The organism is Achromobacter sp. 1L-A-4-B-C2 (assembly GCF_057291955.1).
The window spans coordinates 750,142-767,748 of record NZ_JBXAWP010000004.1 but is presented as its reverse complement, the minus strand read 5'-3'; the positions used below and the strand labels follow the sequence as shown (position 1 = coordinate 767,748).

Here is a 17,607-nt window from a genome sequence, read left to right as displayed (position 1 = left end):
TCGCTCGTCGCCAAGCAACAGAACGAGTCCGCGCGCTGCTTGAATCAACTGCGGAATCAGCATACTCATCCGGCATCGGCGACTCATATTGTTGTTTACCCCAATGTCGCATTTTTCAGACTCGGCCCAAGGCCCGCACTGCGGAATTAGGCTTGCCGCCGCGCAAGAACGGCGTAAATCGGCCCCGTCACAGTCACGACAAAAACCATGCGCGTAACGTGAAACGCGGTGACCACCGGCACGCCTAGTTGCAGCACCTTGGCCGTGATGGCCATTTCAGCAATGCCCCCCGGCGTCGTCCCCAATATCAGCGTCGGGGCCGGGGCGGCCGACCAATACGACAGCAGTGCGCCCAAACCAAAAGCCAGCACCAGGGCGCCCAGCGTGAAGGCGCCCACCACCGCAATAAAACGCGGCGCCGCGCGAAAGAAATCCGGGCGGTAACGGTCTCCTAGCGACCAGCCGATCAGCAGCTGCCCCGCCTTAGGCACGTAGTCGGGCAGCGCGGACAGTTCAATGCCGAAAACGGTTAACAGCATTGCCACCAGCATGGGCCCGAGCACCCACGGATTTGGCAAGCGCAGCTTCATGAATGCCAGCCCGCCCAAGCACGTCAGCAGCACCAATGCGGCCAGGCCCGAGGCGTGCACCCTCTGGGGTCCAGGCACCGTCGGATCCAGGCCGGCCACGCCCCACCACTGGAAAATAAACGGCACCGTTATCACCACCAGCAGGACGCGCACGCTATGGGCTGTGGCAACGCGGTCAATGCGCGCGCCGTGGCGTTCCGCCAGGCTGGCCATTTCGCTCGCCCCGCCGATGGCCGATGCAAACCAGGCAGTCTTGAAGTCGGCATCCGTATAGCGGCGAAGCATCGCGGTACCCATGAACGCCAGCCCCAGGGCGAACACCATGCCGACGATGATGGGGCCGGCGTTGCTGCCGATGTGTTCCACCACCTGCGGCGTGAAATACAAACCCAGCGACGTGCCGATCACCCACTGGCCCCCATTGCGCGCCGCGCGCGGGCAGGCGGTTCCCACGCCAGCAATGCGCGTTGCAGCCGTCGCCAGCAAGGCGCCCAGCATCCAAGGCAAGGGCAGTTGCACCCACACCGCCAACAGCGCGCCCACCGACGCAATCGACAATCCCCCCGCCACCCTCAACAACATGTTCCGCCGCACGATCCCATCCACGTTTATCGCTTTCGCTCATTGCGAAAAAAACGAATTATGAGTTAGTGGGATACTTACGAAAACTCTCTTCGCCCATCGCGCATTCCCTCGCATCCACCATGATCCGATCCAAACTTCCCGACGTTGGCACCACCATCTTCACCGTCATGAGCCGCCTGGCCATCGAGCACAAGGCCATCAACCTGGGTCAGGGCTTTCCCGACTTTGATCCCGACCCAGCGCTGTGCGCGCTGGTCACGCAGGCCATGGCGAACGGGCATAACCAGTATCCGTACATGCCCGGCGTGGCGCCCTTGCGCGAAGCCATCGCGGCAAAGACCCAGGCCCTGTATGGCCACGCCTACGACCCGGAAACCGAAATCACGGTGACCAGCGGCGCCACCGAAGCCCTGATGGCCACCGTGCTGGCCGCCGTCGGCAGCGGCGACGAAGTGGTGGTCATCGAGCCCTGCTATGACTCGTACCTGCCCGCGATCCGTCTGGCCGGCGGCACCGCGGTACCGGTGCCGCTGCGCGCGCCCACCGAAGCCGACCCCTACTACCGCATCGATTGGCAGCGCGTGCGTGACGCCATCACGTCCAAGACGCGCCTGTTGATGCTGAACTTTCCGCACAACCCCACGGGCGCCGTGCTCGATGACAGCGACCTGGATGCGCTGGAAGCCATCGTTCGGGACACCGGCGTTTTGCTGGTGTCAGACGAGGTCTACGAACACATCGTGTTTGACGGCAAGCCGCACGCCAGCGTTGCGCGTCGTCCGTTGCTGGCCGAACACGCATTCGTGATTTCTTCTTTCGGCAAGACTTATCACACCACCGGCTGGAAAATCGGCTACTGCTGCGCGCCGCGCCAACTTAGCGCCGAACTGCGCAAGGTGCATCAATTCATGGTGTTCACGGTGCCCTCGCCGATGCAGTTCGCGCTGGCCGAGTTCATGCGTAATCCCAAGCCTTATCTGGATCTGCCGGCGTTCTACCAGGCCAAGCGCGATCGTTTGTCGGAAGGCCTGGCCAAGACGCGTTTCCGGCCGTTGCCCAGCCCGGGCACGTTCTTTTTGCTGGCGGACTACAGCCAGATTTCCAAGCAGAACGAAGCCGACTTCGCCCGCGACCTGACCGTCAACCACGGCGTGACCGTGATTCCCGTTTCGGCTTTCTATCGCCAACCCGACGCGGCGGAATCCAACCACCATATCGTCCGTTTCTGCTTTGCAAAGAAAGACGCGACCTTGGACGCCGCCTTGGAACGATTGGCGCAAGTCTAGCCAGAGGCCAAACCAAAAACAAAGCACCGGAATATGAGCGATTACTCATATTCATAAATCAAACAACAGGGGCGCTTAAAAGCGCCCCTGTTGCCTACGTCAAGCCGCATTCTCCGCCGCTTTTCGCGCACGCCGCACGCGGCGAAGAACCTGCGGAACTACGACGACCGCAACCGCCGCCGCCCACATCGACATCGACACTGGACTGGCGAACAACACTCGCACATCGCCATCGGTCATCGACAAGGCACGGCGCAGGTTCTGTTCCATCATGTTGCCCAGCACGACGCCCAGCACCAGCGGCGCCATCGGCACGCCAAACTTGCGCAGGAAGTATCCCAGCGCGCCGATGCCCGCCACCAGCAGCAGGTCGAACGTGCCGGCGTTGATGGCATAGACGCCGATATAGCTGATGCACAGAATGCCCGGCACCATCAGCCACCCCGGCACCGACAGTACCTTCGAGAACAGGCGCACCAGCGGCACGTTCATGACGAAGAGCAGCACGTTTGCCACGAACAACGACGCAATCAGGCCCCACACGAGTTCGGGCTTGGTATCGAACAGCACCGGCCCCGGCGTGATGTTGTAGAGCGTCAGCGCCCCCATCATGACCGCCGTCGTGCCCGACCCGGGCACGCCCAGCGTCAGCATCGGCACAAAAGAACCGATCGCCGATGCGGTGGCGGCCGCCTCCGGCGCGACCAGGCCGCGCATGTCGCCCTTGCCGAACTTGGCATCGGGGTCCTTGGCTTCGATGATGCGTTTTTCTTGCGAATACGCGACCGCCGCGGCCACGCTTGCGCCCGCCCCCGGCAACACCCCCACGCCGAAGCCCACCAGTGCACTGCGCACCACGCTCCACCACGTAAACGCCAGCTCTTTCAGATTGAAAAGCTTGCGCCCGCTGGGCGTGACCTCGACGCTATGCCCGGCCATCACCTTTTCCAACATTTCCAGCATCTCGCTGACCGCGAACAACGCAATAACCACCACCACGAAATCAATACCGTCGGCCAAGTGCACCGATTCAAACGTGTAGCGATATACGCCCGAGTTCGCATCCACGCCGACCACCGAAATCGACAGACCGATCATCGCCGCCAGCACGCCTTTGACCGGCTGTTTTCCCAGCAAGCTGGTCAGGCAACAGAAGGCGAAGATCATCAGCACGAAGTACTCGGCCGGCCCGAACGCCAACGCCCATTTGGCCAACAACGGCGCCAGCAGGATGATGCCCACCACCGACACGATGGCGCCGAAAAACGCCGACCATGCCGATAGCGACAACGCCACGTTGGCCATGCCTTGTCGCGCCAGCGGGTAACCATCAAGCGTCGTCATGATGGCGCTTGCCTCGCCCGGTACGTTCAGCAAAATTGCCGTGATACGGCCGCCATACTCCGCACCCACGTACACCGCGGCCAAGAGGATCAACGCGGTTTCCGGCGGCAGGTTCATCGCGAACGCGATGGGAATCAGCATCGCCACGCCGTTGACGGGCCCCAGGCCGGGCAGCACGCCCACCAAGGTGCCGATGAACGAACCGATCATGGCAACCAAAATGTTGGTCAGCGAAAACGCAACGCCGAATCCGATCGAAAGATGATCAAGAATGCTGGTCATAGCAGGGTCTCCAGCAAGCCGCCCGGCAGGACGACGTCCAGCACTTTGTCGAACAACACAAAAAAGAGAAGGCTCATGACGATGCCGCCGATGGCGCATTTGATCCAGCTGCCGGCAAACAGGCGGCCGACGAAGACCGTCATCAGGGTGGTCGCAACGATGAATCCCAGCCACTGAAACAGGAACGCGTAGGCGACCGTAAACGCCATCATCAGCGCGATGCGCCCGTTGGCGCCCGGCGGGTTTGATTCAACGGGGTGGCCACCCTTGTAGACCAGCCAGAGGCCACACAGGCCGATCATGGCCGCCACCAACAGGGGAAAGGCGCGCGGGCCGACAGGTTCGTAGGCGAATGGGGCTTCGATGCCCCATCCGGCAGATGTCATGAAGGCGGCCAGCGCCAGTGCGCCGATGCCCAGGATTCGATCGTTCATGATCCACTTTCCGTTGTGAATGAATGCGCGGACGCAGCCGCCCCCGCGCGCCACCGACAAACTCGGCGGTGCGGGGGCGCCGGCAAGGCGCGATCGGTGGGAAGGCCTTGCGGCCGGCTTACTTCTTGATCAGGCCGAACGAATCCGCCAGTTCGCCATAGACCTTGACCTGGCTCTTGACGTAGGCATCCAGGTCGGGCCCGGTCTTGTTGAAGGGGAACAGGCCCTGTTGCTGGCGCAGCTTGTCAAACTCAGGCGAGGCAGTCGCCTTGTTGAACGCGTCGACCCAGAACTGATAGTCGCTGTCGGACACCTTCGGACCCACGTAGAAGCCCCGGATGATGGGCCAGACGATGTCGTAGCCCTGTTCCTTGGCCGTGGGCACCGTGCCCAACTTGCCGGGCAGGCGCTGGTCGTTGAACACGGCCAGCACGCGGATCGGTGCGCCGCCTTCCAGCATGGTGAACGCTTCGGCCGCATCGCCCATGTACGCCTGGATATGCCCGCCACGCAGCGCGGTGACCGCTTCGCCGCCGCCTTCGAATGCGACGAAGCGCATCTTCTTGAAGTCCACGCCCGCCGCCTTGGCGGTCAACGCCGCCTTCATCCAGTCCTGGCTGCCCACCGTGCCGCCGGCGCCCAGCACGATCTTGGTGGGATCCTGCTTGAACGCGTCCATCAGGCTTTTCAGGTCCGTATACGGAGAATCGTTGCGCACCACAGCCACGCCGTAGTCGGTGCCGATGGCCGCCAGCCAGCGCACGTCGTCCACGTTGTACTTGCCAAACTTGCCCTGCGCCAGGTTTAGCAGCGAACCACCCGAGAACGCGACGATGGTGCCGGGTTCATTGGGGTGCTGCGCCACGATGTTGTTGTAGGCCACCGCGCCGATGCCGCCCGGCATGTAGACGATACGCATCGTGTTCTTGATCGCGCCGCTTTGCTTCAAGCCCTCGGTCGCCAGGCGGCAGGTCAGGTCAAAGCCGCCGCCCGGCTGCGCCGGTGCGATGCATTCGGGGCGGCGCGGCTCGTCGGCGGCGTGGGCGGCGCCCAAGGAAAGGGTCATCGCGCCAAGTGCGGCTACGGCGGCCAGGCGCAGCTTCAGGCTGGTCTGCATGTGTCTCTTCTCCAGGTTTTATAGGTCTAGGTATGGCTGATGCCGCCAGGCTGGCGATGCCTTGCCTGCATGGGCCCAGCGAACCCTACCGTACAAAATCGAAGCTTTCCAAAGCCTTTCAATTTCGCGCGATTTCGTGACGCGGCGCAGCATCGGGGTCGCGGTTGCGGGCGGGCGCCAGGGAAAACACCAGGGCCGCACGCAAGCCCGGCAAGGGCGTGCGGTTTTCCAGCACGAGGGTGGCGCCCAGTATTCCGGCAATGGTGCCCACAATGGCCAGGCCCAGGCCGGCCCCGGACGTGTTCTTGCCTGCCGCACCCCGGCGAAAGCGCACGCACGCCCGCGCGATGTCGTCCGCGGACATCCCCGGGCCGTCGTCCTCGACGGCCAGACGCGCTTGGCTCCCCTCCACGTGCACCGTCACGGTGACCTCGCCGGCCGGCCGCGCATAGCGGATGGCGTTATCGACCAGGTTCGTGATGGCCTCGCGCAGCAGCCACTCCGCGCCGCTGACGCATACCGGCCGACTTTCCGCTTCCAGGCCGATGTCCAGCTGGCGCGCTCGCGCGGCGGGCAGCAGGCTTCGGATGACGGCGTCGGCCAGCTCGACCAGATCCACCGGTTCTGCGGTAAATCCCCCTTCGGCCACCGAAGCGTCCTTAGCGCGCGCCAGGGCGAGCATTTGGTTGGTGGTGCGCACGGCCCTGTCCAGGCCCTCCTGCATCGCCAGAAGGGCTGTACGGACCTCCTGGGGGTCTGTTTCGCGCAGGGCATAGGCGGTTTGGGTACGCAAAACGGACAAGGGCGTGCGCAATTGGTGCGAGGCGTCGTCAAGGAACTGGCTCTGCACCCTCGCCTGGGCCGCAAAACGGGCCATGTGGAGGTTTACAGCCGAAACCAAGGGCAGGACCTCACCCGGCATCTCGGATGCGCTGACGGGGCTTAGATCGTCTCCAGAACGCCCTTCCACCTCCTGCCTTAGTCGGACCAAGGGGCGCAGCGCCATGAAAACCCCCAGGACGATGACCAGAACGCTGATCAGAATCACGGCCAGGTCCCGTTCCACCGAGCGCAACAGCACCTGGTGCATGAACGCCTGGCGGCTTTCCAGCCCCTCGGCCACCTGCACGATTACCCGTCCCCCTTTGTTTGCATACAGGGGCGGATCCATCGGCCGGGCCAGCGCGGCGACGCGCACGGGGGCGCCCTGGTAGGTCGCGTAAAAAAAACGCGGTTCGCCCGATTCCAGCGGCTGCTCGGGCAACGGCAAGCCGGGATGCCCGATTTCGGCCAGCCCGTCTTCGGTTGCCACGCGATAGAAAACGCTGCCATTGGCCGTCAGCTCAAAAAATTCAAGCATCAGGTAAGGCTGTTCCATGGCTAATCCACCGCTGGCTGTGGATATGTTGTGGTCGATCGCGCGAAGCGCTCCAGCCAGCGATCGGTCATAGGCAATGTCGACCTGGTTGCGCAATTGATGGTTCGACAGCCACAGCGCGCCCATCATCACCAGGACCAACGTGGGGATAAGCCACCAGAGCAACTGCGTTTTCAGGGTGCGATTACGTTTTTTTCCCGCGAAAAAACCCGCTTTTCTCGGATTTCTAGTTGTCAACAAGGTTCTCCAGGCAGTAGCCCATGCCGCGCATGGTCACGATCTGCACACCGGTATCCGCCAATTTCTTGCGCAGGCGGTGTACCAGCACTTCGATGGCTTCCAGGTTGATGTCCGCATCGTCCGTGACGATGCGGTCAAGAATTTGCTGCTTGTTGATGGGTTCGCCACTTTTCTGAATCAACACCCGAAGTACGGCATGTTCACGTGGGGATAACTGCAAAGTCTGTCCCGAGACCATGAATTTTTGAGCAGCAGTCTCAAAAACCAGGTTTCCCAGAGACAGACGCGGGTGTTCGCGTCCCCGGCTGCGCCGAATCAGTGCGATCAAACGCGCTTCCAACTCTTCCACAACAAACGGTTTCGGCAGGAAATCGTCTGCACCCAGATGCAGCGTTCCAATTTTTTCGGCCAAGGAATCGCGCGCGGTCAAGACCAACACCGGCGTTCGATCGTCTCGCGCGCGAATTTTTGCCAGCAAGGCATGGCCGTCCATACCGGGAAGTCCCAGATCCAGGACGACCGCATCGAATTCTTCGATAGCCAACCGTCTTTCGGCGACCAATCCGTCGTCAGCCCATTCGACGACAAAGCCTGCGTGTCGGGCCAGGCTTCTTGAAAGCCAGCGAGCAAGTTCGGCTTCGTCTTCTATCAGAAGGATGCGCATGGACGGAGTCCGGGGGGGAGTGGCTGGGCGGAATGGGAAAGCATGTTTGGCTTTTCCTTTATTTCTCTTTATATAAAGACTAATGATTAATAAGGCCTGTGGATAACTACCTTAACCTTGAAAACCTCATTCTTTTCATCAGCTTGCAGCGGTTTTTGCCTGTGCAAGAACTCTGTGTGGGAAAAAAGTTGAAGTTGGACAACATTTCGGCCACCCCCAAAAACACCACCTTGTTCAACTTGCCTCCACACAATGTGCACAACCTGGCTACTTAGGAGTTATCCACAGGGTCGGCCATGGGAAATAGGATGGAAAGCGGCACTTTTACCCCGAAAAACCGGCCGTTGCCTACCGGGTTTTTCGCCCTTGCAGGGGGTCAAAATCGCCTTTTGAGGCACTTGGGCGACCGGGCATTCGAGGGGGCGCGCCGGCGCTTTCTTGACAGGGGACTGAACAAAAAGTGAGCAGCTTCCGCCGTAAAATCCGGCGATGGCTATAGAAAAAAGCATCATGAAATCCAGGGCGAAACACGGCTTGGTTTACCGGTTAAGGGCCCGCTTGGTGGCCGACAATCTGCCCGCCACCTTGTGTGCGGCGGCGCTGATGGGGCTGTTCGGCGCCCTGGCAACCGTGGTGTTTCGCGAACTGCTGGGCTGGACGCAAATGTTGCTGGGCGGCGAAGAGGTTCCGCGCGGCATGGTGTCGCTGGCGCGGGGGCTGGACCCCTGGCAACGGTTCCTGCTGCCCGCTGCGGGGGGCGCCGTCGCCGGTCTCGTCCTGCAAATGGCTGCCCGGTGGCTGCCAAAGCGGGGCGCAGCCGACTATATGGAAGCCATTTCCATTGGCCGCGGCGTCATTGGCCTGCGCCAGACACTCGCGCGCAGCCTGTCGTCCATTTTTTCAATCGGCTCCGGGGCGTCGATCGGGCGCGAAGGCCCGATGGTCCAGCTGGCCGCCATGTTTTCATCGCTGACCGGCCGATTCCTGCTGCTGCCGCCCCGCCATCTGCGGCTATTGGTCGCCTGTGGGGCCACGGCAGGCATCACGTCCGCCTATAACGCGCCCATTGCGGGCGCCTTGTTCATATCCGAGATCGTCTTTGGCGTGATTTCGTCCGCCACGCTGGTGCCGCTTGTGGTGTCGTCGGTGGTGGCCAACATCGTCACGCGCCAGATCCTGCACTACGACGCCGTCTTCCATATGCCGCATTTTGAATTTGTGTCGGGGTGGGAAGTGATCAATTACCTGGGCCTGGGCGTGGCCGCTGGCCTGGTCGCGCCTCAATTCCTGCGATTTTTGGATCTATCGCGAGCCGCGTTTTCGCGGCTGCCCTTCCCGCTCTGGCTCCGGATGGCATTGGGCGGACTGGTGGTCGGTGCCTTATCGGTCGTCAACCCCCAGGTCTGGGGCAATGGTTACAGCGTGGTCAACAGCATGCTGCATACGCAATGGGCCTGGCAGGCCGTGGCGGCCATCTTGCTGATGAAGATAGTGGCCACGGGCGCCAGCGTGGGGTCGGGCGCGGTCGGCGGCGTGTTCACGCCGACGCTGTTTGTGGGAGCGGCCTTGGGTGCGCTGTATGCGAGCGGCTTGCAAGCGCTGTTGCCGGCGGGTGATGTGTCGGCAATTTCCAGCTATGCCGTTGTCGGCATGGGGGCGTTGCTGGCCGCCACCACGTACGCGCCGCTGATGTCGACGCTGATGATTTTTGAGATGACGCTGAGCTATGAAGTGATGCTGCCGCTGATGTTGGCCTGCATTACGGGGTACGTCATTGCACATCGGATACGGCCGGAATCGGTGTATGCGAAATCACTGGCGAACAACGAGCGCGCGCAGCGTGCGGTGTGGAAAGTAGCGGCGAAAACTGACGTCGAAAGGTGACGCCGAAAGGTGAAATTTAGCAAGGGGTATTGAAAAGAAAGCTGAATGGATAACGTGAGCAAAAGCTCAGTTTGTTCAGTCGGACCTCAGATTTCCTTGTCTGTCATACGCCCGGCAGCACTTCATGGATCAATGCGTTCTCCGTTTACGCGGATCACCGGCTTGCGCTTCTCACCGAAGCCGCACAACTTATCGATTTCCTTGGGGAACAGCGTGTACGGCACGTTGTACTGGATGAAGGCCTCGACGCTGTCCGGAAATGCGTTGATGAGCAGCCAGCCCAGCCAGAGCGGGATGGTGAGGGGAGCCTTGAACATCCCATAGGGCGTCGCCAGCCGGCGTCGTAACCCTGCATACCAGTCCCGGTATGGTTGCAGGGTCTCTTGCCAGCGGCTTTGTCGCGGCGGCAGCGGCGCGGGCTTGGAGTAACCGCCGGATGGTGGCTGTGGGCAGGTCAGATGGTGAGGGCATGGCGTGCTCTTGGGGACGACCCACTTTGGTAGTCGTCGATGGCGTCAATTAGCGATGACCACTTTTAGAAGCAACTGCCAGACCCGGTAAATAAGAACAGTCCGATAAGCGCGTGAGATAGATCCTGTTCTTGACGAGGCGTAGGGACGCGCATTGATGAGCAGATCGCGAAAGCTATCTGCTATATGGCCTTTCAAATCAGGCCCTTGTCCGGCTACTTACCGATGCAAAAGCTGGAGAAAATCTCGCCCAGCAAATCATCGCTGGTGAATTTTCCGGTGATGCTGGTCAGGCTTTCATGCGCCAGCCGCAGCTCTTCCGCAAACAGGTCCAGCACCCGGTCGTCCTGACCCGCGTGTTCGCCGGCCAATTCCAAATGTTCAGCCGCCTGTTGCAAGGCGTGCAGGTGACGTTCGCGCGCCAGCCAGGGTGATTCGGCGCCGGGGTTCCAGCCTGCGATGTTCAAGAGTTCGGCGCGCAGCGCGTCCAGGCCGGCCCCGCGCTTGGCTGAGATACCCAGTTCACCCGCGCCCGGCGTGAACGCTGTGGATAACAGGTCCACCTTGTTGAACACCTTCAACACCGGGGTACGGGGCGGCAGGCGCGCGGTGATCTGCGCGTCCAGTTCATCGCCCGGCTGCGTTGCATCCTGCAGATGCAAAATAACGTCAGCCCGTTCGATTTCCTGCCAGGTGCGCGCGATGCCGATGCTCTCAACCGTGTCCTCGGTTTCGCGCAATCCGGCCGTGTCCACAATGTGCAATGGCACGCCGTCGATATGGATTTCCTGCACCACTTTGTCGCGTGTCGTGCCCGCAATGGGGGTGACGATGGCGATGTCGTCGCCTGCCAGCGCGTTGAGCAGGCTTGATTTACCGACGTTGGGCTGGCCGGCCAGCACCACATGCAGGCCCTCGCGCAGGATGACGCCCTGGCGGGCTTGCGCGATCAGTTTGGACAGGTCCGCCGTCAGCGCGTCCAAGGTGGGGCGCGCCTGATACTTTTCAAGGAAGTCGATTTCTTCTTCAGGGAAATCCAGCGTCGCCTCGACCAGCATGCGCAGGTGAATGATGCGGTCGGACAGGTCGTTCACGCGCGATGAAAATTCGCCGGACAACGACGCCATGGCGCCTCGCGCGGCCGCCACGGAAGACGCATCGATCAGGTCCGCCACGGCTTCGGCCTGCGCCAGATCCATGCGGTCGTTCAGAAAGGCGCGACGCGTGAATTCACCGGGTTCGGCCAGGCGCACGCCCAGGTCGCGCCCGGCCGCCAGGCAGCTTTCCAGCACGCGCCGCAACACGGCGGGGCCACCGTGGCCTTGCAGCTCAAGCACGTCTTCACCGGTATAGGAATGCGGTGCGCGAAAGTAGAGGGCGATGCCTTCGTCCAGCAGTTCGCCGTCGATGGATTTGAACGGCAGATAGTGCGCGTGGCGCGGCGTGAGTTCGCGTTGGAAAATGCGCCGCACCAATTCGGACAGGTCCGCACCAGAAACGCGCACGACGCCGATGCCACCTCTTCCGGGGGCGGTGGCAATGGCGGCAATAGGGGCGTAAGCGGACATATCTGAGAGGCGGGGAAGCGAGAACAATAGGGGAATATAACTGTTGCGCGGCTCCTTGTTTGCTGGTTAATGTGGCCCCGAGGTTCAAAACCCGAAACAACTCTGGGAGATCACGATGGCATCTCGGTTTTCGCGTGTCTTGGCCTGCGGCTCGGCCGCGGTGATGTTGGCCTTTGGCACATTCAGTTCCGCTATGGCTCGCGATCTGGTGATCGCTTTGAAGACCGAGCCCTCATCGATGGATCCGCAGTATCACGCGTTGACGCCCAACACGCAAATCTCCCAAACCATCTTCGACACCCTGGTTGCTACCGACGCCCAGTTGAAACCGAAGGCCGCGTTGGCCGAATCGTGGACGGTTGACGGCAAGGTTTGGACGTTCAAGCTGCGCCCCAACGTCAAGTTTTCGGACGGCACGCCGTTCACCGCGGAAGACGTCGTATTTACCTACGACCGAGTCCCCAAAGTACCCAACAGCCCCTCGCCCTTCACGCTGTATCTTGGCTCGGTGGCGAAGACCGAAGCGGTCGATCCCATGACCGTACGCATCACCACAAAGGAAGTCGCGCCCAACCTGCTGGTGAACCTTGCGCAGTTGCCCATCATGTCGAAAAAGGCCGCGTCGGGCCCGGCGGCTGAAGGCAAGACCACCACCGAATTGAATAGCGGCGATGGCCTGGTGGGCACGGGTCCGTACAAGTTCGTGTCATGGAAACGCGGCGCTGAATTCGTGCTGGCGCGCAATGAGAATTACTGGGGCAAGAACCCCGAGTGGGACCGTGTGGTGTATCGCCCGATCAGCAATGCCGCCGCGCGCGTGGCCGCATTGCTTGCCGGCGACGTCGACATGATCGAGGACCCCCCCACCGACGATCTGCCCAAGCTCAAGGCGGACAAAAAGCTCTTTGTGGAAGAGACGCCGTCGGTGCGCGTCGTGTACGTGGCGCTGGACCAGTACGCCGAGCCGTCACCCGGCATCCAGGGCACCGACAAGAACCCCATGAAGGACAAGCGCGTGCGTGAAGCGCTGTCGCTGGCCATCAATCGCGATGCCCTGGTGGAACGCGTGATGGGGGGCGTGGCGCTGCCCGCCGGCAACCTGCTGCCCTACCCCATGTTCGGCTCCAGCAAAGAGCATTCGAAGGCACCCAAGGCCGATGTGGAAAAGGCCAAGGCCCTGCTTAAGGAAGCCGGTTATCCCAACGGCTTTTCGATCACGCTGGGGTCGCCGTCGGGCCGCTACGTCAACGATTCGAAGGTGGCGCAAGCCATCGCATCGATGTGGACGCGCATCGGCGTGAAGACCAGCGTGGACGCGATGGCGCCGCCGGTGTTCTTCAAGAATCGCGACAGCTATCAGTTCTCGGCCTATCTGGCAGGGTGGTCCGTGACCAGCGGTGAAATGTCCAACGCGCTGACGTCCTTGCTGGTCACGCGCAACCCGGAAGCGGGTCTGGGCACGACCAACCGCAGCCGCTATTCCAATCCCAAGATGGACGAACTGGTCAAGGAAGCGTCTTCCACCATGGATGATGCCAAGCGCGCCGAGTTGCTGTCCAAGGCCAGCAACATGGCCATGGACGATTACGCCATGCTGCCGGTGCACTTTGAACTGTCGGTATGGGCGATGAAGGGCGACATCCGCTACCAGGGCCGCCCCGACCAGGTCACGCTTGCGCAGTTCGCAACCCTGAAGAAGTAACGCGCAACGCGGGCGGTCTCCAGTGCTGGCAACAATCGTAAGAAGACTGCTGCAAACCATCGTCGTCATGCTGGTCATGTCGGCGTTGGTCTTTGCGGGCATCTACATGGTGGGCGATCCGGTCTCGATGCTGGCCAGCCCGGAAGCCACCGAGGCGCAGCGCGCCGCCATCAGCGCATCGCTGGGTTTGGATCTGCCGCTGTGGCGGCAATATCTGATCTTCATGGGCCAGGCGGTGCGCGGCGATTTCGGCAACAGCTTCCTGACGGGCGAGCCCGCCATGCACCTCATCCTTGAGCGCATGCCGGCCACCGTGGAACTGGCCTGTGTGGCCATGCTGCTGTCCGTGCTGATCGGCGTGCCGCTGGGCATCCTGGCGGGCTTGAAGCCGCAAGCGCCCGGCTCGCGCGCCATCATGACGGGGTCGGTGCTGGGCTTTTCCTTGCCCAACTTCTGGGTCGGCCTGATGCTCATCATGGTGTTCGCCGTGATGCTGGGGTGGGTGCCCGCCGGTGGGCGCGGCAAGACCGTCAGCATCGGCTCGTTGCAGCTCAGCGTGTTGACCTTAAGCGGGTGGATGAGCCTGGCGCTGCCCGCCGCAACGATCGCCATCGCCAAGTGCGCCATGATCATCCGGGTGACGCGGGCCGCCACGCGCGAAGCGCTGCCGATGGACTACATCAAGTTCGCGCGCGCCAAGGGCCTGTCGGAAAAACGCGTGCTGGGCGTGCATCTGTTAAAGAACATCCTGATCCCCGTCGTGACCGTCGCAGGCCTGGAATTTGGCCAGGTGATGGCGTTTGCCGTGGTCACCGAAACGGTCTTTTCGTGGCCCGGCATGGGCAAGCTGCTGATCGATTCCATCATCAACCTGGACCGCCCCGTGGTCGTGGCCTACCTGCTCTTGATCGTGTTCTTTCTGGTCATGTTGAACCTGGTGGTGGACATCATCTACACGGTGCTGGACCCGCGCGTACGCTTGGATAGCCGCCGATGAATAGTCCCGTCAGCCCCGCCAGCCCCGCCGTGCCCATCGCTGCCAAAAAAGAACAAACGCCCTGGCGCCGCTTCGTCTCTGATTTTTTCGCCAGCAAGCTTGCCACCCTGGGCCTGGTGATGTTGCTGGTCATCGTCGGCGCGGCGGTGTTGGCGCCGTGGATCGCGCCGCAGAACCCGTACGACCTGGCATCGCTGGACATCATGGATTCCAAGCTCAAGCCCGGCAGCGAAAGCAGTGACGGGTCCATGCATCACTGGCTGGGCACGGATGGCCAAGCGCGAGACTTGCTGTCGGCCATCCTGTACGGCATGCGCACCAGCTTGATGGTGGCCACGATCTCGGTGCTGGCAGCGTTTGGCATCGGTGCCACGGTGGGCCTGATCGCCGCCTATTTTGGCGGCCGCATCGATGCGTTGCTCATGCGGATTGTGGATATCCAGTTGTCCTTCCCCGCCATCCTCGTTGCGCTGATGCTGTTGGCGATTCTGGGCAAGGGTGTGGATAAGGTGATCATTGCGCTGATTGTTGTGCAGTGGGCGTACTTCGCGCGCGCCGCGCGCGGCGCGGCGCTGGTGGAACGCGGCAAGGAATATGTGGAAGCGGCGCGCTGCATGTCCTTGTCGTGGGGCCGCGTGCTGTTTCGCCATGTGCTGCCCAACTGCATGCCTCCCCTGATCGTCATCGCCACCATCGACCTGGCGCACGCCATCGCGCTGGAAGCCACGTTGTCGTTCCTGGGCGTGGGCGTGCCGGTAACCGAGCCGTCGTTGGGCATGCTGATCTATAACGGCTTTGAATACCTGTTGTCCGGCCAGTACTGGATATCGTTTTTTCCCGGCATCGCGCTGGCGCTGGCCATCATCGCCATCAACCTGGTGGGCGACCACCTGCGCGACGTGCTTAACCCGCGTCACGCAAATTAAGGGCGAACGCGATGCAGACAAACGCCGTGCAATCGCCCCTGGCCGTGGCCCGGCCTGTACTTGAGGTCCAGGGACTTAAAACGCATTTCTTCACGCGCAATGGCGTGGTGAAAGCCGTTGACGGCGTGGACCTGACCTTGGCTGAAGGTGAGATCCTGGGGCTGGTCGGCGAATCGGGATCGGGCAAGAGCATCACGGGCTTCTCGTTGATGGGCCTGCTGGATGAGCCCGGCCGCATCGTTGAAGGTCACCTGCGCCTGAATGGGGAAGATCTGCGCGGCGCGACGCCCGCGCGCTGGCGTCAACTGCGCGGCGAAGAGATCGCGATGATCTTCCAAGACCCGATGATGACGCTGAACCCTGTTCTGCGCGTGGATACGCAAATGATCGAGGCCGTGCGCGCGCATCACAACGTGTCGCGCGAGCAGGCGCGCGCGCGGGCCTTGCAGACGCTGACGATGGTGGGCATTCCGTCGCCGCAAGAGCGCCTGCGCGCCTATCCGCATCAGTTGTCGGGCGGCATGCGCCAGCGTGTCGCGATCGCCATCGCGCTGCTTAATTCCCCGCGCCTGATCATTGCCGACGAGCCCACTACCGCGCTGGACGTCACCATTCAGGGGCAGATTCTTTTTGAAGTGCAGAAGCTGTGCCGCGAGACCGGCACCGGCCTGATCTGGATTACGCACGACCTGGCGGTGGTGGCCGGCCTGGCGGACCGCGTGTCCGTCATGTACGCGGGGCGCGTCGTGGAAACGGGCAGCACGCACGACGTCATCACGCATCCCATGCATCCGTACACGCATGGCTTGATCGCATCCATCCCCACGCCGGAATCGCGTGGCAAGCCGTTGGTGCCGATTCCTGGCATGACCCCCTCGCTGTTGAACCTGCCGCAAGGCTGTGCGTTCCGGGGGCGCTGTCCGCGCGCTACCGACGCCTGTCTGATCGAACCGCAGCCCGTTGAAGTTCGCCCGGCGCAATGGGTGCGCTGCTGGCATGCCGGAGACCCAGACCCCAAATGAGCGAAGCACAACGCGACGCCGCCACCCCCATCCTGTCCCTGCGCGACGTGGCGCTGCGCTTTGTGCAGCCCGTGGACCTGGCCGGCCGCATCGCCAACCTGCTGGGCGCGGGCTTGAAGACGCAAGTGGTGCATGCCGTGGCCGGCGTGGACCTGGACGTGCAGCCGGGTGAAGTCATCGGCATTGTGGGGGAGTCGGGCTGCGGGAAATCCACGCTGGGCCGTGTCGTGTCCGGCATTTTGCCGCCCACTTCCGGCGACGTGCACTATCAGGGCAAAGCCGTAAAGTCCATGACGGGCACACAGCGGCGCGCCTACGAGCTTGGCGTGCAGATGATTTTCCAAGACCCCTACGCATCGCTTAACCCGCGCATGCGCGTGCGCGAGATCATCGGCGAGGCGCCCGTTGCGCACGGCTTGATTCGGTCCCGCGACAAGGCCGACTACGTGGCGGGGTTGATGCGGCAGGTGGGCTTGGACCCGTCCTTCGCGCAACGCTATCCGCATCAGTTTTCAGGCGGGCAGCGCCAGCGTATCGGGATTGCGCGGGCGCTGGCTTTAAAGCCATCCGTGATCGTGTGCGACGAAGCCGTCGCGGCGCTGGACGTGTCCATCCAGGCACAGGTGCTGAACCTGTTTGAACAGCTGCGCGACGACCTGGACCTGACGTATCTGTTCATCAGCCACAACCTGAGCGTCGTGAGTCATATCTCGGACCGCGTGGCCATCATGTATCTGGGCCGCGTGGTCGAGCTTGCCCCGACCGACACCGTTTTTCAACGCGCCAATCATCCGTACACGCAGGCTCTGTTGAAGGAGCTGCCGACGTTGACGCCCGGGCGGCGCACATATCAGCCGATCAAGGGCGAGCTGCCGTCGCCCCTGGATCCGCCCAGCGGTTGCGCGTTTCATCCGCGTTGCCCGCATGCGATGCCGCGCTGCAAAGAAGAGCGCCCCCTGTTGCGCGAGATATCGCCGCGCCAGTACAGCGCCTGCCACTTGAACGATATGGCCTAGCCCACATGCATGGCCGTACTGGACGCGAACGAGGCGAAGCGCGAGAATCCTTCAATGAAAACGCGTGTTTGCATCGCACGCCCGCGATTGAGCGATTGAAAG

The 17,607-nt window shown here is 62.1% G+C and carries 15 protein-coding genes; 7 read left to right on the top strand and 8 right to left on the bottom strand.

Features of this window, described 5'->3' with window-relative positions:
• Positions 1–146: 146 nt before the first annotated feature.
• A complete protein-coding gene (locus AC0Z35_RS22055) occupies positions 147–1,172 on the bottom strand; it encodes an AbrB family transcriptional regulator (RefSeq protein WP_485132703.1) in 1,026 nt (341 codons plus the stop codon).
• Between the two features lie 122 nt (positions 1,173–1,294).
• On the opposite strand from AC0Z35_RS22055, the gene AC0Z35_RS22050 reads away from it, so the two are divergent.
• Entirely contained in the window at positions 1,295–2,461 is a 1,167-nt protein-coding gene (locus AC0Z35_RS22050) for a pyridoxal phosphate-dependent aminotransferase (RefSeq protein WP_485132702.1), read from the top strand.
• Between the two features lie 99 nt (positions 2,462–2,560).
• Here AC0Z35_RS22050 and AC0Z35_RS22045 read toward each other — a convergent pair whose 3' ends face one another.
• From AC0Z35_RS22045 to AC0Z35_RS22025, 5 genes are all read right to left on the bottom strand, one after another.
• A complete protein-coding gene (locus AC0Z35_RS22045; protein WP_485132701.1) occupies positions 2,561–4,087 on the bottom strand; it encodes a tripartite tricarboxylate transporter permease in 1,527 nt (508 codons plus the stop codon).
• Positions 4,084–4,521, bottom strand: a complete 438-nt coding sequence (locus tag AC0Z35_RS22040; protein ID WP_120157347.1) for a tripartite tricarboxylate transporter TctB family protein — start codon at positions 4,519–4,521, stop codon at positions 4,084–4,086. Before AC0Z35_RS22040 ends, AC0Z35_RS22045 begins: the two co-directional genes overlap by 4 nt.
• A gap of 118 nt (positions 4,522–4,639) precedes the next feature.
• A complete protein-coding gene (locus tag AC0Z35_RS22035) occupies positions 4,640–5,587 on the bottom strand; it encodes a Bug family tripartite tricarboxylate transporter substrate binding protein (protein WP_370512721.1) in 948 nt (315 codons plus the stop codon).
• Between the two features lie 169 nt (positions 5,588–5,756).
• Positions 5,757–7,253, bottom strand: a complete 1,497-nt coding sequence (locus AC0Z35_RS22030) for a sensor histidine kinase (RefSeq protein ID WP_485132700.1) — start codon at positions 7,251–7,253, stop codon at positions 5,757–5,759.
• A complete protein-coding gene (locus AC0Z35_RS22025; RefSeq protein ID WP_046806072.1) occupies positions 7,243–7,920 on the bottom strand; it encodes a response regulator in 678 nt (225 codons plus the stop codon). The genes AC0Z35_RS22030 and AC0Z35_RS22025 overlap by 11 nt, the downstream gene beginning before the upstream one ends.
• A gap of 489 nt (positions 7,921–8,409) precedes the next feature.
• On the opposite strand from AC0Z35_RS22025, the gene AC0Z35_RS22020 reads away from it, so the two are divergent.
• Complete coding sequence (locus AC0Z35_RS22020; protein ID WP_485132699.1) at positions 8,410–9,804, top strand: ClcB-like voltage-gated chloride channel protein; 1,395 nt, start codon at positions 8,410–8,412, stop codon at positions 9,802–9,804.
• Positions 9,805–9,926: 122 nt separating this feature from the next.
• Here AC0Z35_RS22020 and AC0Z35_RS22015 read toward each other — a convergent pair whose 3' ends face one another.
• Entirely contained in the window at positions 9,927–10,121 is a 195-nt protein-coding gene (locus AC0Z35_RS22015) for a hypothetical protein (protein ID WP_485132698.1), read from the bottom strand.
• Between the two features lie 368 nt (positions 10,122–10,489).
• A complete protein-coding gene (gene mnmE, locus AC0Z35_RS22010; RefSeq protein WP_314355921.1) occupies positions 10,490–11,842 on the bottom strand; it encodes a tRNA uridine-5-carboxymethylaminomethyl(34) synthesis GTPase MnmE in 1,353 nt (450 codons plus the stop codon).
• A gap of 115 nt (positions 11,843–11,957) precedes the next feature.
• Here mnmE and AC0Z35_RS22005 point away from each other — a divergent pair, with 115 nt between their 5' ends.
• Genes AC0Z35_RS22005 through AC0Z35_RS21985 form a run of 5 tightly spaced genes read left to right on the top strand, consistent with a single transcriptional unit; the run spans position 11,958 to position 17,505 of the window.
• Positions 11,958–13,544 (top strand): ABC transporter substrate-binding protein, encoded by a 1,587-nt coding sequence (locus AC0Z35_RS22005; protein WP_485132697.1) that lies wholly within the window; start codon positions 11,958–11,960, stop codon positions 13,542–13,544.
• A 22-nt stretch (positions 13,545–13,566) separates the two neighbouring features.
• Positions 13,567–14,541, top strand: a complete 975-nt coding sequence (locus AC0Z35_RS22000) for an ABC transporter permease (RefSeq protein WP_046806077.1) — start codon at positions 13,567–13,569, stop codon at positions 14,539–14,541.
• Positions 14,538–15,467, top strand: a complete 930-nt coding sequence (locus AC0Z35_RS21995; protein WP_046806078.1) for an ABC transporter permease — start codon at positions 14,538–14,540, stop codon at positions 15,465–15,467. The genes AC0Z35_RS22000 and AC0Z35_RS21995 overlap by 4 nt, the downstream gene beginning before the upstream one ends.
• 11 nt (positions 15,468–15,478) lie before the next feature.
• Positions 15,479–16,489 carry an ABC transporter ATP-binding protein gene (locus AC0Z35_RS21990; protein ID WP_046806079.1) on the top strand — a complete coding sequence of 337 codons (1,011 nt, stop codon included), beginning with the start codon at positions 15,479–15,481 and terminating at the stop codon, positions 16,487–16,489.
• Positions 16,486–17,505 carry an ABC transporter ATP-binding protein gene (locus AC0Z35_RS21985; RefSeq protein ID WP_319307209.1) on the top strand — a complete coding sequence of 340 codons (1,020 nt, stop codon included), beginning with the start codon at positions 16,486–16,488 and terminating at the stop codon, positions 17,503–17,505. Before AC0Z35_RS21990 ends, AC0Z35_RS21985 begins: the two co-directional genes overlap by 4 nt.
• Positions 17,506–17,607 lie beyond the last annotated feature (102 nt).

What these genes read in the sequence shown, in the direction of transcription:
- AC0Z35_RS22055 (WP_485132703.1), bottom strand. Translation starts at nt 1,172, where the DNA reads ATGTTGTTGAGGGTGGCGGGGGGATTGTCGATTGCGTCGGTGGGCGCG.
- AC0Z35_RS22050 (WP_485132702.1), top strand. Translation starts at nt 1,295, where the DNA reads ATGATCCGATCCAAACTTCCCGACGTTGGCACCACCATCTTCACCGTC.
- AC0Z35_RS22045 (WP_485132701.1), bottom strand. Translation starts at nt 4,087, where the DNA reads ATGACCAGCATTCTTGATCATCTTTCGATCGGATTCGGCGTTGCGTTT.
- AC0Z35_RS22040 (WP_120157347.1), bottom strand. Translation starts at nt 4,521, where the DNA reads ATGAACGATCGAATCCTGGGCATCGGCGCACTGGCGCTGGCCGCCTTC.
- AC0Z35_RS22035 (WP_370512721.1), bottom strand. Translation starts at nt 5,587, where the DNA reads ATGACCCTTTCCTTGGGCGCCGCCCACGCCGCCGACGAGCCGCGCCGC.
- AC0Z35_RS22025 (WP_046806072.1), bottom strand. Translation starts at nt 7,920, where the DNA reads ATGCGCATCCTTCTGATAGAAGACGAAGCCGAACTTGCTCGCTGGCTT.
- AC0Z35_RS22020 (WP_485132699.1), top strand. Translation starts at nt 8,410, where the DNA reads ATGGCTATAGAAAAAAGCATCATGAAATCCAGGGCGAAACACGGCTTG.
- AC0Z35_RS22015 (WP_485132698.1), bottom strand. Translation starts at nt 10,121, where the DNA reads ATGTTCAAGGCTCCCCTCACCATCCCGCTCTGGCTGGGCTGGCTGCTC.
- mnmE (WP_314355921.1), bottom strand. Translation starts at nt 11,842, where the DNA reads ATGTCCGCTTACGCCCCTATTGCCGCCATTGCCACCGCCCCCGGAAGA.
- AC0Z35_RS22005 (WP_485132697.1), top strand. Translation starts at nt 11,958, where the DNA reads ATGGCATCTCGGTTTTCGCGTGTCTTGGCCTGCGGCTCGGCCGCGGTG.
- AC0Z35_RS21995 (WP_046806078.1), top strand. Translation starts at nt 14,538, where the DNA reads ATGAATAGTCCCGTCAGCCCCGCCAGCCCCGCCGTGCCCATCGCTGCC.
- AC0Z35_RS21990 (WP_046806079.1), top strand. Translation starts at nt 15,479, where the DNA reads ATGCAGACAAACGCCGTGCAATCGCCCCTGGCCGTGGCCCGGCCTGTA.
- AC0Z35_RS21985 (WP_319307209.1), top strand. Translation starts at nt 16,486, where the DNA reads ATGAGCGAAGCACAACGCGACGCCGCCACCCCCATCCTGTCCCTGCGC.